At 60.7% G+C, this 14439-nt stretch carries 15 protein-coding genes; 14 read left to right on the forward strand and 1 reads right to left on the reverse strand.

The features are described 5' to 3' along the window. Window positions 1-200: 200 nt before the first annotated feature. Both ACG74X_RS20475 and ACG74X_RS20480 read left to right on the forward strand, forming a co-directional pair. Window positions 201-860: a ParA family protein gene (locus tag ACG74X_RS20475; protein WP_411237182.1), complete on the forward strand. Its 660-nt coding sequence runs from the start codon at window positions 201-203 to the stop codon at window positions 858-860. Between the two features lie 2 nt (window positions 861-862). Then, complete coding sequence (locus ACG74X_RS20480; protein ID WP_411237183.1) at window positions 863-1165, forward strand: chromosome partitioning protein ParB; 303 nt, start codon at window positions 863-865, stop codon at window positions 1163-1165. A gap of 32 nt (window positions 1166-1197) precedes the next feature. On the opposite strand, the gene ACG74X_RS20485 is transcribed toward ACG74X_RS20480, so the two are convergent. Continuing rightward, window positions 1198-1506, reverse strand: a complete 309-nt coding sequence (locus ACG74X_RS20485; protein WP_411237184.1) for a hypothetical protein — start codon at window positions 1504-1506, stop codon at window positions 1198-1200. 1 nt (window position 1507) lies between these two features. Between ACG74X_RS20485 and ACG74X_RS20490 the strand changes: the two genes are divergently transcribed. The 12 genes from ACG74X_RS20490 to ACG74X_RS20545 form a co-directional block, all read left to right on the forward strand. Continuing rightward, window positions 1508-2662, forward strand: a complete 1155-nt coding sequence (locus ACG74X_RS20490; protein WP_411237185.1) for a methyltransferase domain-containing protein — start codon at window positions 1508-1510, stop codon at window positions 2660-2662. A 4-nt stretch (window positions 2663-2666) separates the two neighbouring features. Then, the gene (locus tag ACG74X_RS20495; protein ID WP_411237186.1) at window positions 2667-5108 is read left to right on the forward strand and encodes a glycosyltransferase; all 2442 of its coding nucleotides are present in this window, start codon (window positions 2667-2669) and stop codon (window positions 5106-5108) included. After that, on the forward strand, window positions 5105-6406 hold the full coding sequence (locus ACG74X_RS20500; RefSeq protein ID WP_411237187.1) for a glycosyltransferase: 1302 nt from the start codon (window positions 5105-5107) through the stop codon (window positions 6404-6406). Before ACG74X_RS20495 ends, ACG74X_RS20500 begins: the two co-directional genes overlap by 4 nt. Window positions 6407-6858: 452 nt before the next feature. Beyond that, window positions 6859-7896 (forward strand): replication initiator protein A, encoded by a 1038-nt coding sequence (locus ACG74X_RS20505; protein ID WP_411237188.1) that lies wholly within the window; start codon window positions 6859-6861, stop codon window positions 7894-7896. A 197-nt stretch (window positions 7897-8093) separates the two neighbouring features. Next, the gene (locus ACG74X_RS20510; RefSeq protein WP_411237189.1) at window positions 8094-8408 is read left to right on the forward strand and encodes a PRC-barrel domain-containing protein; all 315 of its coding nucleotides are present in this window, start codon (window positions 8094-8096) and stop codon (window positions 8406-8408) included. Between the two features lie 581 nt (window positions 8409-8989). Beyond that, entirely contained in the window at window positions 8990-9280 is a 291-nt protein-coding gene (locus tag ACG74X_RS20515) for a PAAR domain-containing protein (protein WP_411237190.1), read from the forward strand. 18 nt (window positions 9281-9298) lie between these two features. Beyond that, window positions 9299-10228: a type VI secretion system Vgr family protein gene (locus ACG74X_RS20520; protein WP_411237191.1), complete on the forward strand. Its 930-nt coding sequence runs from the start codon at window positions 9299-9301 to the stop codon at window positions 10226-10228. Window positions 10229-10258: 30 nt separating this feature from the next. After that, on the forward strand, window positions 10259-11134 hold the full coding sequence (locus ACG74X_RS20525) for a hypothetical protein (RefSeq protein WP_411237192.1): 876 nt from the start codon (window positions 10259-10261) through the stop codon (window positions 11132-11134). A gap of 3 nt (window positions 11135-11137) precedes the next feature. Further along, a complete protein-coding gene (locus tag ACG74X_RS20530; protein WP_411237193.1) occupies window positions 11138-11428 on the forward strand; it encodes a hypothetical protein in 291 nt (96 codons plus the stop codon). Between the two features lie 435 nt (window positions 11429-11863). Continuing rightward, window positions 11864-13951 (forward strand): type VI secretion system Vgr family protein, encoded by a 2088-nt coding sequence (locus tag ACG74X_RS20535; protein WP_411237194.1) that lies wholly within the window; start codon window positions 11864-11866, stop codon window positions 13949-13951. Beyond that, entirely contained in the window at window positions 13938-14240 is a 303-nt protein-coding gene (locus ACG74X_RS20540) for a hypothetical protein (RefSeq protein WP_411237195.1), read from the forward strand. Before ACG74X_RS20535 ends, ACG74X_RS20540 begins: the two co-directional genes overlap by 14 nt. Next, a partial coding sequence (locus ACG74X_RS20545; RefSeq protein WP_411237196.1) for a hypothetical protein occupies window positions 14240-14439 on the forward strand: 200 nt, incomplete at its 3' end. The genes ACG74X_RS20540 and ACG74X_RS20545, both read left to right, overlap by 1 nt.

Genomic DNA, 14439 nt, shown 5'->3' on the forward strand with positions numbered 1-14439 from the left:
CGGCAGTCGGTGCCGCTATCAGCCCTGTATTTACCCGGTTTTTACACTTATCCGATTACCAAAATTACCCGGTTTATATTTTTATCCGGTAATTCAAAAAACCGGATTTTATAACCTACCGGATAAATTAAAATATTGGATTTTTTAGATTACCCGGTTAATAGTTTAATCGGGTTAAATAAAAAGAGCAGGACCCCGCCATGCCAACCATCGTTGTCGCCTCTCCCAAGGGAGGGGCCGGAAAATCCACCACAGCCGTGCTTTTGAGCACCGAACTGGCGCATGAGGGCGTGCCGGTGACGATGCTTGACTGTGACCCGAACAGGTCTCTGACGCTGTGGGCCAGCCAATCCGATCTTCCCGGTAATATCACCGTGTTATCAGACATTTCCGAGGCTGATATCGTGCGCACCATCAAGGCGCATGACAGGGACGGCCAGATTGTTGTGGTCGATCTTGAAGGGGTCGCCTCCAGGCTGGTCTCGCGCGCCATCAGCCAGGCTGATCTGGTGCTCACGCCGATGCGCGCCACCACACTGGATGCCACCATCGGGGCGCGCGCCTTGCAATTGATCGCCGAGGAGGAAGAGGCGCTCGACCGGCAGATCCCGCATGCGGTGGTTTTTACCATGACCAAGGCGATCGTTTCGAAACAGCACAAAGGCATTGACGCATCCCTGCGCGAGCAGGGGGTCGACGTGATCGACCCGCCTCTGATGGAGCGGGCGGCGTTTTCCGGGCTTTTCGCCTTTGGCGGGGATCTGCATTCGATGCCCGTTCAGGGCAACATGCAGGGCGCGCGCGACAATGCCCGTGCCTTTGCGATGCAAGTCTATAAACGGCTGGCAGGAGAGGGGTGATCATGGCTGACAAAAATCCGTTCGGCATTTCCATCACCCCCGGCAAGCTGCGCTCCAAACCCAAGGACGCGAGCCCGAAAACCGTCGCCAAGACCGACGCCGCCGCCGAGAAACACGGCTTCACCGACCGCGCGCCAAAGAAACGTCGCGGCCGCAAGCCCAGCCCGCGCACAGGCCAGGTCCATGCCAAGGTGATGCCGGAAGTATCGCGCGAGATCGCGGCCGAAGCCAAATATCGCGGTGTGCAGCAGGGCGTTGTGATCGAAGAGGCCTGGGCGCTTTACAAGGCAGCGCAAGACGATTGACGCGGAATATCGCCGTAATAGGCCCAGATCATCTAGTGCTTGAACGATGCCCTCTTATGGGCGATGGCGGGTGCACCGCCCAGGATATCCATCCCGGAGGCCCAAGCGAGCAAGACCAAACCGATGACACCTGATGACCCGTCTTCAGCCGATGCACCGCCAGCCGCCCTTGTGAACCGTTTCACTCCGGGGGCAGGGGAGCGGATGTCCGTGCCAACCACACCCGCATCCGCAACAGGCCCATCAATGGGCCGCAAACGCAGGGGCGCTGTGCTGGCAAAACGCAAGAGCGGTGACACCGCACCGCCCCCCGCAGGACCACCTTCCGAAAGGAAACGCAAATTGACCCCTTTGAAACGTCTTGAGCGCTATGTCTCTGCACTCTTCAAGCTGGGCCGCACCGAAGGCATGGCAAAGAATGCCCGCAAGCGCATCACAGCCGCCGAGTTGCGAATGGATGCGATCGAAGGCGAGCTGGGCCGGTTCGGACATGACATCCGCGAGATCTGGGACCGGACCGATCAATTGGGCCAGGCGCTGGATGGTGTGCAGGAGACCTTTGAGGATGTGGACGCCCAAACCACCGCGCTTTCTGACCGCATCGACCAGCAGCAGGACATGATCGAGGCACAGGCCCGCGACATCCGCGCCGAAAGCGCGGCGGTTTTGCGTGCAACACAAGCCGAAACCGCCCTTCTGGCGCGTCTCTTCAGCGATTTGACCCGCCGGGTGGATCAGCTGGCGCAGCAGGCCGGCCCCCCCGCTGCGGACCCGTCAGCCCCGGCCAAGCCCATTTCGCTTCCATCCTCGGACGGGTTCGAGCTGTTCAAGGACAGCTTTTATCATCGGCTGGAAAACCGCTATCGCGGCACCGTCGAGGACATCACCAAACGACTGACGATCTATTTGCCCGATGTCGAGGCCGCCTATATCCGCACCGGGCGCAAACCGGCGATGGATATCGGCTGCGGGCGCGGCGAATGGCTGAGGCTGATGCAAGATAACGGGATTAACGCCTTTGGCGTCGATACCAACGCGGTGCAGATCGACGCCGCCCGGAACCAGGGGCTGGACGTGCGGCTGGGCGACGCGCTGCACGCCCTAGCCGAAATGGAGGATGCCAGCCTGTCGGTCCTGAGCGCGCATCATCTGGTGGAACATCTGCCCTTTGATGCGGTGGCCTGGATCACCCGCGAGGCCATGCGGGTGCTGGCCCCGGGCGGGATGCTTTTGTTCGAAACCCCGAACACCCGCAACGTGCTGGTCGGAGCGACCACCTTTCACACCGATCCCACGCATCTCAAACCGATGCCCGAACAGGTGTTGGGCGTGCTGTTTGAAACCGCAGGCTTTGATCCCGTGGACGTGCGTCATCTGCACCCGCATGAACGGTTCGATGAATTCCTGGCCAAGCCCGATTTCAACGATGAACTGGCCTCCCTGATGTTCGGCCCGCAAGACCTCGCGGTGCTTGGCACCCGCCCCAACAAGGACTGATCTTATGCGCATCGGCGTCTTACGCACTCAGGTCCCGTTTGTGACGGGCGGGGCAGAACGGCACGCGGCCAATCTGGTGCGTGAACTCAACCGGCACGGCCACGAGGCGGTGGAAATCACGCTGCCTTTCAAATGGTATCCCGGCGAGGTGCTGGCCGATCACATCCTGGCCGCGCGGATGCTGGATCTGTCGGAAGTGGAAGGCGTGCCGGTGGATATGGTGATCGGGCTCAAGTTCCCCGCCTATCTGGCCCCGCACCCCAACAAGCTTTACTGGATCATCCACCAGCACCGGCAGGCTTATGACCAGTGGGATCTGGGCAATTCCGACCTGCTGCAAGATCCTGATGGCGACGCCCTGCGCCAGCTGATCATGGCCGAGGACCGCGCCGCCTTTGCCGACACCCCGCATCCGATCTATGCCAATTCCGGCAATGTCGCCGCCAGGCTTGAAACACATCTCGGTGTCGCCTCAACGCCGCTCTACCACCCGCCGCCCAACGCCCACGCGATGCGGCAGGGGGCCTATGGCGATTACCTCTTTGCGCCGGGACGCATCAACCCGTCGAAACGGCTGGAACTGATCCTTCAGGGGCTGGCCACCACCAAATCCCGCATCCCGCTGGTGATTGCCGGTGTGGCGGAAAACCCGGCCTATCAGGACAAGCTGCATACACTGGCCAATGAGTTGGGTGTGGCGGACCGCGTCACCTGGCTGGGGGCGGTGGATGATGCCACGCTCCTGCGCAACTACGCCGAGGCCCGCGCGGTGGTGTTTGTGCCCCAGGACGAGGATTACGGCTACATCACGCTGGAAGCGATGCTGGCGGGCAAACCGGTCATCACCGTGGCCGATGCCGGCGGGCCGCTGGAGTTTATCAGCGATGGGGCCGAAGGCTGTGTCACCGACCCCAAACCGGCCGCCTTGGGCCGTGCGTTTGAACAGGTGATGGGCGATGCTGCCCAGGCCGAACGGATGGGGCAGGCGGGGCAGGCCCGCTACAAGGCCATGAACATCTCGTGGGATCACGTGGTCGAGACCCTCGCAGGCTCTGTGCATAGCCCGGTGGACCCGGTGCTACACCCGGACGGCGCAGGGGCCTCAGAGAGCCCCACAGCGCCGGACAGCCCGCCTGAGGACGCCCCGGAGCTGTCGGCGCAGGAGATCGCCCTGACCGCGCTGTCGGACGCCATAGCGCCGCCTGAGCCACCCGACGACCTGCCGTTTGAAAACATCGAAGCGGTGCTTGAGGCCTACGCCTTTGAGGAACTGCCCGGCCTCATGGGGCAGGACAAACCGCCCATCGACACCGGGCTGGCCAGCTATCTGGGCACCCACTGGACCCGCTTCATGACCACCCTGCGCCAGATCGAAGGGCTGGAGGTCACCCGCGCGCTGGATGTGGGGGTGTTTCCGCCACTGGTGTTTCAGGCGCTGATGGCCAACCGCTTTGCCGGGATCGCACAGGACGGGCTTTGGGAAGGGCCCAACCCCTACCATCAGACCATCCGCCCGCAGTCCGACACCCATCCCGCGTTCGATATCCGTCTGGAGGCCGCCAATTCCGAACGCGACCCGTGGCCCTATGACGACAACAGCTTCGATCTGGTCACCGGGATGGAGATCCTCGAACACCTCGCGCTCGATCCGTATTTTGTATTCTCGGAAGCCAACCGCGTGCTGAAACCCGGCGGGCACCTGCTGCTGACCACGCCAAACGTGACCAGCCATCGCGGCGTCTGGAAAATGCTCAACGGCATTGCCCCCTATTCCTTCGGCATCTTCGTGCCCTCGGGCGGCGTCTATGGCCGCCACAACCGCGAATACGCCCCCAATGAGCTGCCCGAACTGGGGCAGGCGGCGGGGTTCGAGACCGTGTCGCTGAAAACCATCGATGTCTATGACCGCAAGATCGATCCCGGCATCGCCGAACTGCTGGTGGCACGCGGCGATGACCTGAGCCTGCGCGGTGAGACGATCTTTTACCTCGCCCGCAAAGCGGACACTCCCAAGGGGGCACCGGGACGATTGTACCACGGCGATCCGGTCCGCATGTCCGGCGCGCTGACGCATACCGCAACCGAAAGCCAAACCGGCCTCACCCGCATCACCGTGGAAAACCACTCTCCGGCCTGGTGGTCCGTGGCGGGCGATGTCGCCACCTGCCTGCTGGCGGAATGGGTCGACGGGCAGGGCGATCTGCGCCACCAGCACCTGATGCAACCCATCACCGCGCCCATCGGCCCGCACAGCCACGCCGAGATCGCCCTGCGTCTTGACCCCGAAGGTACCGAGGGGCAGGGCATCCTGCGCCTGCATCTCTATCAGGCGGGGGTTGGCGTGATGACCGGATCAGGCCGCGCGCCCACGCTCAGCTTGCCCTGTTCGGAATCCGCCTTCCTGCACATGGTCAAAACCGTGCCCGGTGTCGGAGAGGGGGCATGAGGACAGGTGCCAAGCCAAAGGTCCATTGGGTGTCGCCCCTTCCCGATGCCCAGACCGACATCGCCCATTACACCCGCCGCATCCTGCCGGAACTGGCCGAAGCCTGTGATCTGACCCTCTGGACCGACGCGCGCGACTGGGACCTCAGTCTCGAACAGATCTGCCCGGTGCGTTCTCTTGATCCGGACCGTGTGCTGCCAAAGGACTTTGCCCGCGCCGGACGGGGCACCGGGGCCGATGCGATCTTTGTGCATATCGGCAATTCCTGGGTGTTTCATTCCGGCCTGCTGCGGCTTGTCCGGCGGATCCCGTCGATCATCGTGCTGCATGATCTGGCCATTCAGGAACTGTGCTTTGACGCCATGCACAACCGTCGTTTTCCCCGCGACGTGTATGAGGCCGACATCACCCGCTGGCATGGGGAGGCCGGTCTGAACGCTGTCCGCGACGTGTTTGACGGCAAGACAAAACCCATCGAGCTGTCAAAGACCTATCCGGGGTTCGAACTGACACTGGACCGCGCCGCTGCCGTGCTGGCCCACACACCTGCCGCCTTTGACGCGGCCTCTGCCACGGGCATTGCCCCAACCTACCATCTCGACCTGCCCTTCCGCCCCTCCGATGTGGTCGTGCCGGCCACACGCGCCGAGACCGGGCCGCTGAGATTTGTCCAGTTCGGCTATATCGGCCCCAACCGGCGGCTCGAACAGGTGCTTGAGGCGCTCTCCCCCCTGCGCCACGACATCGACTTTCGCTTCGATATCATGGGCAATGTCTGGGACCCGGCCTATCTGGCCAAACGGCTCGACACGCTGGGCCTGTCCGACCGCGTGCGCATTCACGGCTTTGTCCCGGAACCCGAGCTTGATGCCCGTCTGGCCGAGGCGCATCTTGTCTTCAACCTGCGCTATCCCACCATGGGCGAAGCCTCCGGCAGCCAGCTGCGCATCTGGAACGCGTCCGCTCCGGCGGTGGTCACTGATCTTGGCTGGTATGGCAGCCTGCCCGATGAGACCGTGTTCAAGATCCCATTGGAAGACGAGGCGAATGCCCTGCAGGACCTCGTGCGTCGTCTGCATGTTGACCGCAAAATCGGCGAAGCTGTGGGCGCGGCAGGCCGGCAACGGTTGCAAACACACCACACGCCCGCGCTTTACGCCGATGGCATCGTCCATGTGGCCAGGCAGTTCGCGACAGACGCCGCACAGGCGCTCAAAGCCCGCCGGGCACGGGATGTGCTCTCCAAAGGATCAGGCCGGCATCCGCTCTTCACCACCGCGCTTGAACGCCGTCTCTGACATGGGCCACCTCGTGCCTCCGGTTTTAAACCGGGCACGTCCCGATCCACACGCACCCACATCTCAGGCCTTTTGCACCCTCTCTCATCCAACGCTGTCGCCGGTCATTCGGGCAGGCTTCGGTGTTAATAAGTGTTAGACTCGTGTTACGCCTTCTTTGACCCGCCTTTTCCACAATGGTTTCAAAGCCTTGTCAGTATCCCCCGTGTGCAAAGTGGTGATTCTGCGTGTGTAAAGTGGTGATTCCCCGTGTGTAGAGTGGTGATTCCTTTTTTGACGAATCATCCCCGTTAAAAACCGCGCAATAACCCTTTGATGCGACTCGTGTTTTCGCGTCGAAGCGTGTGTGAAGTGTCGATACCCCCGTGTGTGAAGTGTCGTTTTCCGCTTGGCGTGTGTGAAATGTCGTTCTATGGTGCTGCGTGTGTGAAGTGTCGAAAGGACTGTTCCCCATGACAACAGCCACAACCGCCTATCCGCTGCTGCCGGACCGCCATCCGCAGGGGGACTTTTTCGTCTGTGACATCCTCGATGCCGCCCCCAAAGGCGACATGGGCTCAATGGAACACCCGATCTTCTCGCTGTCGACAAAACCCGACACACGGCCCCGGAAATACGAGCACAACGGGGCCACGATCGAAATCAAACCCTCGGTTGATGGCCTGGCCACCGTGCATGACCGCGACATCCTGATCTACTGCATCTCAAGCCTGATCAAAGGCATGAATGACGGCAAGGAACCGCAACAGGTGATCCGCTTTCAGGCCGCTGATCTGCTCAAGGCCACCAACCGCATGACCACCGGGCGCGGCTATAACCTGCTCAAGGCGGCGATGGAGCGGCTGGCCGGCACCCGCATCTCCACCAACATCACCACCGGCGGGCAGGAGATCTTTGAAACCTTCGGCCTCATCGAACGCGCCAAGATCGTGCGCGAAACCCGCGACGGGCGCATGCAGGAGGTCGAGGTCAAGCTGTCGGACTGGGTTTTCAACGCCATCCGCGCGCAGGAAGTCCTGACGCTCAGCCGCGAATATTTCCGCCTGCGCAAACCGCTCGAACGGCGCATCTATGAACTCGCGCGCAAACATTGTGGTCGGCAAAAGGAATGGCGCGTGTCCATGGCGGTGCTGCAGAAAAAATGCGGCTCAGGCTCCACCTTGCGCGAATTCCGCCGTCTGGTGATGACCATCGCCAAGGAAGACGCCGAATACAATCACATGCCCGATTACCAGATCCGCATCGACGACGAAAAAGACCACCTTCTGGTGCGCAGCCGCGGCACCGTGGGCACCGATCCCGCCGAGGCTGTGGACATCCCGCCGCTCGATCCGGACGTCTATGACATGGCCCGCGCCGCCGCCCCCGGCTGGGACGTGCATGTGATCGAAGCCGAATGGCGCGCCTGGGCCAGCACCATCCCCCGCAACCCGGAAATGGCCTTTCTGGGCTTTTGCAAGAAATGGTCCCAACACCGCGGCACGCCGTAAGGCGCATCAAAGGGCAAGCATGTCCGCGGGTGTGGCCGGGTGGATGCCCTGCTGTGCAAATTCCATCGAACGTCATGCGTGGTGCCGATATTGACGTTCGAGCCTTCGGAAAAGGAATGTGACCCCCGCCGTTTCTCCACCGGAACAAACCATTCCGGCGCGCGTTTCGTTTACGAACAATGACAGGAGAAACCATCATGAAACGTTTGATTGCCGCCGCGCTGGCATTGCCCCTTGCAGGTGCAGCCATTGCCCAGACCTCTCAATACACCGAAGTCGATGACATCGACGTGGTTGGTGCAAATGGCCAATTGGTCGGTGAAATTGAAACCATCCTGATCGATGGCTCCGGTATGCCTGCGGCCATGGTCGTGGAGGTAGACGATGGTTTTCTCGATATCGGCGATACCGAGGTCATCGTGCCAATGGACGCCCTAACCTGGGACAATGGCCGGTATACGACCACGATGACCTCCGAAGACATGGAAACCCTCCCGGTCTGGGATGACTGAGCCCAGCTTCATGTAAAGCTACCAGGAAAGCCGCAATAGCGGCTTTTCTCCCACGAAACAAATAGCATCTTTCTGAGCCATGAGAGCACCTTAGGATAGCCGGGCAAGGCCCGCTCCTCGACGAAGCACAACGCCGACTCGGATCACGACTCACACCTGCCCGCGCAGGAATTATTGGCGCAGTCGTGGTGGTTGGAGGAACGCTCGCCTATTATAATGCGCTCGAACAACAAGAGGCGATCAGGGAGATCATCATGCATAGATATCAGGAAGACGACGTCACTGACGAGCAATTTCGCGAGGTTTTTGGCGATAGAATAAACCCCGCTCATCTCAAGAAGTATTGGGAACTTTAATGTCTCTACCGCTTTTTACAACGTCTCGGGCCGGATTTGTTCTGATTGGCGCTTTCATTGGCGGCTTGTCGTTTGCGGTTGCGGGTTTCACCTTAGGACCCTTTTCGCTTGCGCATTGGATCGCGGGAATAGGGATCGTCCTTTTTGTCTATTGTGTCCTTCCGAAGGTCATATCCATCGATGACGTACAATAGGTTGCGACATCGCAGTTTAAGTGAGGCAATAATGCCCCAAGCCTATCGCCTCGGCGATCTCTGCACCGGCCATGACAGCCGCGAACCGACCGCTGCCACGATAAGCAGCGGCGATGTTTTCGTGAACGGCGCGGGCCTCGTGCGCGAGGGCGACGCGCTCGCGCCACATGGCTGCCATGACGACGACCCGGAGGCACGGGTGATTGCGGTCGGCTCCGGGTCGGTCTTTGTCAACGGCAAACCCGCCGCACGGTCGGGCGATCCGGTTTCATGTGGTGGCTTCGCTGCAGACGGGTCCGAGGATGTCTCGATCGGCGATTGATCCGCCCTGCGCAGAATCGTGGCAGGCCCCGAGGGGCAGGAGATCCACCCGGATGAGTATGGCCGCATCAAGCTGTGGGTCCCCTGGGACAGGCGCGCGGCAAAAGACGGCACCGACACCTGCTGGGGCGGCCAGGTCATCTCCCGCATCGGCATGGAGGTCATGGTCACCTACCTCGATGGCGACCCCGACAGACCCGTGGTGACAGGCGTGGTGCCGAACGAGCGGCAACGGGTGCCGTATGAGTTGCCCGCCAATAAGACGAGGTCAACGTTCCGAACGAATACGCATAAGTCAGACTATCACGGGTTCAATGAACTCAGCTTCGAGGATGAAAAAGACGAAGAACGGATTTATCTGCACGCTGAGCGCGATAACGAAATCCATGTGCAGAACAATCGGGCCAAGCGTGTCGATGTCAGCGAGGTTGAATCGATTGGAAACAGCAAATTCTCGGAGGTCGGAAAAGACTGCAACTTTCAGATCGGTGGGAATGCTGTTACGGCCATTGGCGTGGCTGACGTTCAGATCAACACGCCGAAACCCATGAAACCATTTGATGATGGCCCGCTCCGATTGGCCTATAGCGCGACAGTGGCGGGCCAACCCGACCCGACCCGAGGGCATTACAAGCTATTGGTCGCGCAATCTCGTACTGAGGAAATCGGCACGCAGTCGACGACGCGGATTGGGGATAGTGCGACAACGTCGATCGGCACCGGCTATACTCTAGACATCGGTGCCAAACAGTTGGTTTCTGTGGGTGCCAGTTCCTATGAAAGTGTCGCCAAGGGACGCTATATGCATGTGGGAACAGAAATTGATCTGCGGTGCGGTGCTGCACGCTTCATCATGCGGGCGAATGGCGAGATTGAACTGATCGGCACGAAGATCAAGGTGAACGGAACAACAATCTCCATGAATGCTGGCCGCATTGATTTGAATTGAGAAAATACGATGATACCAAAACAGGCTCTCATGCTACTTGTCGCCCTTTGTTTTGGGTCCCCTGATGCGGGTGCGCAGCAGTCGGCTGATGACGATGCAAGCTGCGATCCCAAGGGGGCGGGTTTGGCTGTTGGTGCTCCGCTGGAACTTCAAGCACTATTCGATATCGATTGCGCCAGGTCTCTGGTCACGGTACGCGGCGAGACGGGTGCTGCACTTGCCTCGGATCTCGGCTACCCGACGCTCCTGTTAGAGATGCGTCCCCACGATGAGGCAATAGCCTTTCTTCAAGCGGTTGCCGAACAAGGCGACCGCGGGTTTTTCGCCTTTGATCCATTGATTGCGGAACGTCTTCGAGAGGGCGGGGCCCCCGAAAACCTTCAGGCCTTCGTCGCTTCCGCGACACCAAGGTCGGAGGGTGCTGAGACGACGCCTGATATGATCGACGTCTTTTCGAACTCAGCCGCGAACGATGACCTGATCGCGTTGTGTCAGAGCGCGGATTGCGACGGAGAACCGACAATTTGTCCTGGCCTGCTGGCTCTGTCCGACAAACTCGCTCTGGCCGAGGGCCGCGTCTCGCTTAGGGAAACATTGCGGCTCTGCCCCCCGTCCTTTGAGTGGATCTTGGCACTGAGGCGCGCCGGTGTCGTGGATACGAGTTGCAGCTCAACGCTGCAGGTCAATTTGGCGATGGCGAATATCGATAAGCTGCAGGTGCCCTGTTTCGATCAAGGCACGGCGCTGGCCGACTTGCCCGCGCGAACGTCCAGCGATGCCATCCGCCTGTTGCGGCAGCGTCTCGTCGCCGGTGTCCCGATCGCTGCCGAAGACTTACAGATCGTGTCCAGCGTCCTACCCGAGGCCGCCAGGTATCTCGAGAACCTACAAGGCGCTGAGGAGTAATAAATGGTTGACATGACCCGTGAGGATCTGGACGCTTTCCTTTCCAAGACCGATTTTGACTTCTCTCAAGTGGCCGACTGGCAGGAATATCTGGCGGAACGCGCGGCTGGAGGTACTGGTCGAGACGCTGATGGCATTCAGTTGAGGGATATCAAAAACTATTCCGTGGGCGTCGCCACCGTGATCACCCGCAATTCGCCAGTGACCGCGCGGTTCTCGATCCGCACGTTCGCATCTGTATGGTTCAAACGGTCTGATAGGCCCAATTCTGGCGAGATTTGCAGAGTGCATTAACGATTGTCACGAGCTTTCTTGCGACAGCGGTTATGACCATCTTATGGGGTTTTCCAGCAGCGCGCAGGCGATCCGCGAAGGGCTTGAGAACCGGATTGTGGTGGCTGGCAACGAGTGCGGCCTGGAAGAGGACGTGGCGCAATAGCCTTCTGCCTCCGCCAATGGCATGTTTATGGATTGGCCTCACATGATAGTACCGTCCTAAACGCCGTGCCGTTGTCTCCGTCATTGTTCTGCCCCCGTGTTCTGCGCCGCTTTTGATCGCCGGGTGATATCGCCCCGGAACGGTAACAGGTTGCACGCCTTTGAGGCCAGCGGCCGGGTGATCGGCGGAATTTCGCAAGGTGCGGAAAGGCATATGTGACTCTGCGGCAGGACGATATACGATTTTCGCCAATGTGACACGTGTAGCGATTGATCCCCGGAGCCTGCCTTATGAATGCCGAAGCTGACTTCATTCAGGCCGAGCGGATCTTGCGGATTGAAAGCCCGTTGGGCGCGGATGTGTTGCTGGCGCAGAAGCTGAGCTTGCGGGAGGCGATCTCGGAGCTGTTCGAGGGGCAGGTCATTGTCCGGTCCAAGACCCCCGATCTGGTGCCGCAGGATCTGCTGGGCAAAGCAGTGGATGTCAGCATCGAGCTGGGCGGCGGCGAGCGGCGCAGTTGGAACGCCATTGTTACTGATCTGCGCGCAGGGCCGCGCCAGACGCGGGGCTTGCGGGAATACACGCTCACTTTGCGGCCCGATCTGTGGCTGCTAAGCCAGACCTCGGATTGCCGCATCTGGCTGGACAAATCCGCGCTCGACATTGCCGAAGAGCTGCTGGGCGAGCATGGCATTGCCGCCCCCGAGACGGCGGGCGTGGTCGAACCGGTGCCACCGCAGCACTATTCGGTGCAGTGGAACGAGACCGATCTGGACTACCTCACCCGCAGGCTTGAAGAGGACGGGCTCTTCTACTGGTGGACCCATAAGGCGGGCGCGCACCGGATGCACATCGCCAGCCATGCCGCGGGCTATGTCGGCGGCGAGGACGTGCGCTTTTCGCATGGCTCGACCGACCGCAACCACATCTCGCGGTTCGACACGACCTTCCGCTACATCCCCGGCGGCCACGCCGGGCGGGACTGGAACTTCACCACCCCAAGCACGGTGCCCGGCGGCGACACGCCCAGTGCGATCAGCCTGCCGAAGAACGGCCATTACGAACGCTACAGCTATCCGGCGCAGGCGGGGTACGGCCCCGGCAGCCGGGCGTCCGAGGGGATCGAGAACGCGGCGGTGGAGCGTGTCACGCGGCTCCGGATGCAGGTCCAGGAGGCCGAACACGCCCGTGTGGAGGGGGACAGCACGGTGCGCACCCTGGCCGCCGGCGCGCGCTTCACGCCTTATGACGTGGCCAACCCGGACAATCTGTTCGATCCGCATGTGATCCTGGCGATCCAGCACGAGTCCGTCGACACCAGCTACGAGAGCGTGGAAAATCAGCCCGAATATGCCAACCGCTTTCTGGCGCTGCCCGCCGATGTGCCCGCCACCCCACCAATGACCACCCCGCGCCCGCGCATCGACGGCACGCAGGTGGCGATCGTCGCGGGCCCCGAGGGCGAGGAGATCCACCCCGACGAATATGGCCGCATCAAGCTGTGGTTCCCCTGGGACCGGCGCGCGGCAAAAGACGGCACCGACACCTGCTGGGTGCGCGTGACGCAGAACTGGGCCGGAGCCGGCTGGGGCGGCCAGGTCATCCCCCGCATCGGCATGGAGGTCATGGTCACCTACCTCGACGGCGACCCCGACCGACCGGTGGTGACGGGCGTGGTGCCGAACGAGCGGCAGAAGGTGCCGTATGAGTTGCCCGCCAACAAGACCAAGACTGTGCTGCGGACCCAGACACACAAGCAAGAGAAGCGATATGCGTTCAACGAACTGACGTTCGAAGATGAGCGTGGGCGTGAAGAAGTGTTTCTTCGGGCCAGCCGCGATCTGACCGTGAAAGTAGACAATCACGCGACAAGTCGCGTCACTTGTAATTCAGTCGCGTCCATCGGTGGGTACCGACTTACCGAGGTCGAAAAATCGGATAGCGTCAATATCGGAACGAGCTTTGCGATGACGGTGGGAGACGGCGCAGGGGGAAGCATCATCGATGGCAAGGAACGGGACGATCCCTTCGGTTTGCGGCCAGCAGCCTATGCGATCGAGATGACCCCGCATGTTGGCGGCCGGGGCAGCTATTCCGTCTCGGCATCGGGTGCGATCCGTTTCGATACGGATGCGTCCCTGGGGCTTGATGTGGAACACAGCGCAACCGAGCGTGTCGGTGAGACGAAGATCACGAATGTCGGACGGGATTACCGGGTTTCCGTCACCGGGAACTTCAAGGAAGTGATCGGAAAGCGGAAGGTCATCGATGCGCACGAGGAAATCCTGATCCGTTGCGGGGCGGCATCCTTGCTGTTGCGCGCCGACGGCGGAATTNGGCAGCTACTCTGTGTCCGCGTCAGGTGTGATCCGCTTTGATACTGATGCGTCGTTTTCCGTCGACGTGGATAAATCGGCAAGCGAGCGTATAAGCGAGACAAAGATCGTCAACGTCGGACGCGACTATCGCGTTTCCGTGACCGGAAATTCCAAAGAAGTGGTTGGAAAGCGAAAAGTAATTGATGCGCACGAAGAAATTATGATTCGCTGTGGGAACGCATCGTTATTGCTTCGGGCCGACGGGTCGATCGAGATGAATGGCCGTCGCCTCGATATTGAACAGTCCGAGGCAATCGTCGCCAAGGCTGGAAAGATCGACCTGAACTGATGGGCAAGAGACTGGCATTTGTCGCGATGGTCGGGCTGGCAGGGATTGCCGGGCTGGCGTTCTCGCAAACTGGAACGGAGGACGAAGTGAAGAGCGATTTTACGATCTATATGGACGAGCCCATCGTCAGGGAGGGGGGCGTGGTGATCATCCAGCCCGAGGCGGTCGATCTGGAGGGCGATCAACTTGCCGAGCTTAC

The sequence above is a fragment of the Marivita sp. S0852 genome (assembly GCF_046591575.1).
Lineage (GTDB): Bacteria > Pseudomonadota > Alphaproteobacteria > Rhodobacterales > Rhodobacteraceae > Marivita.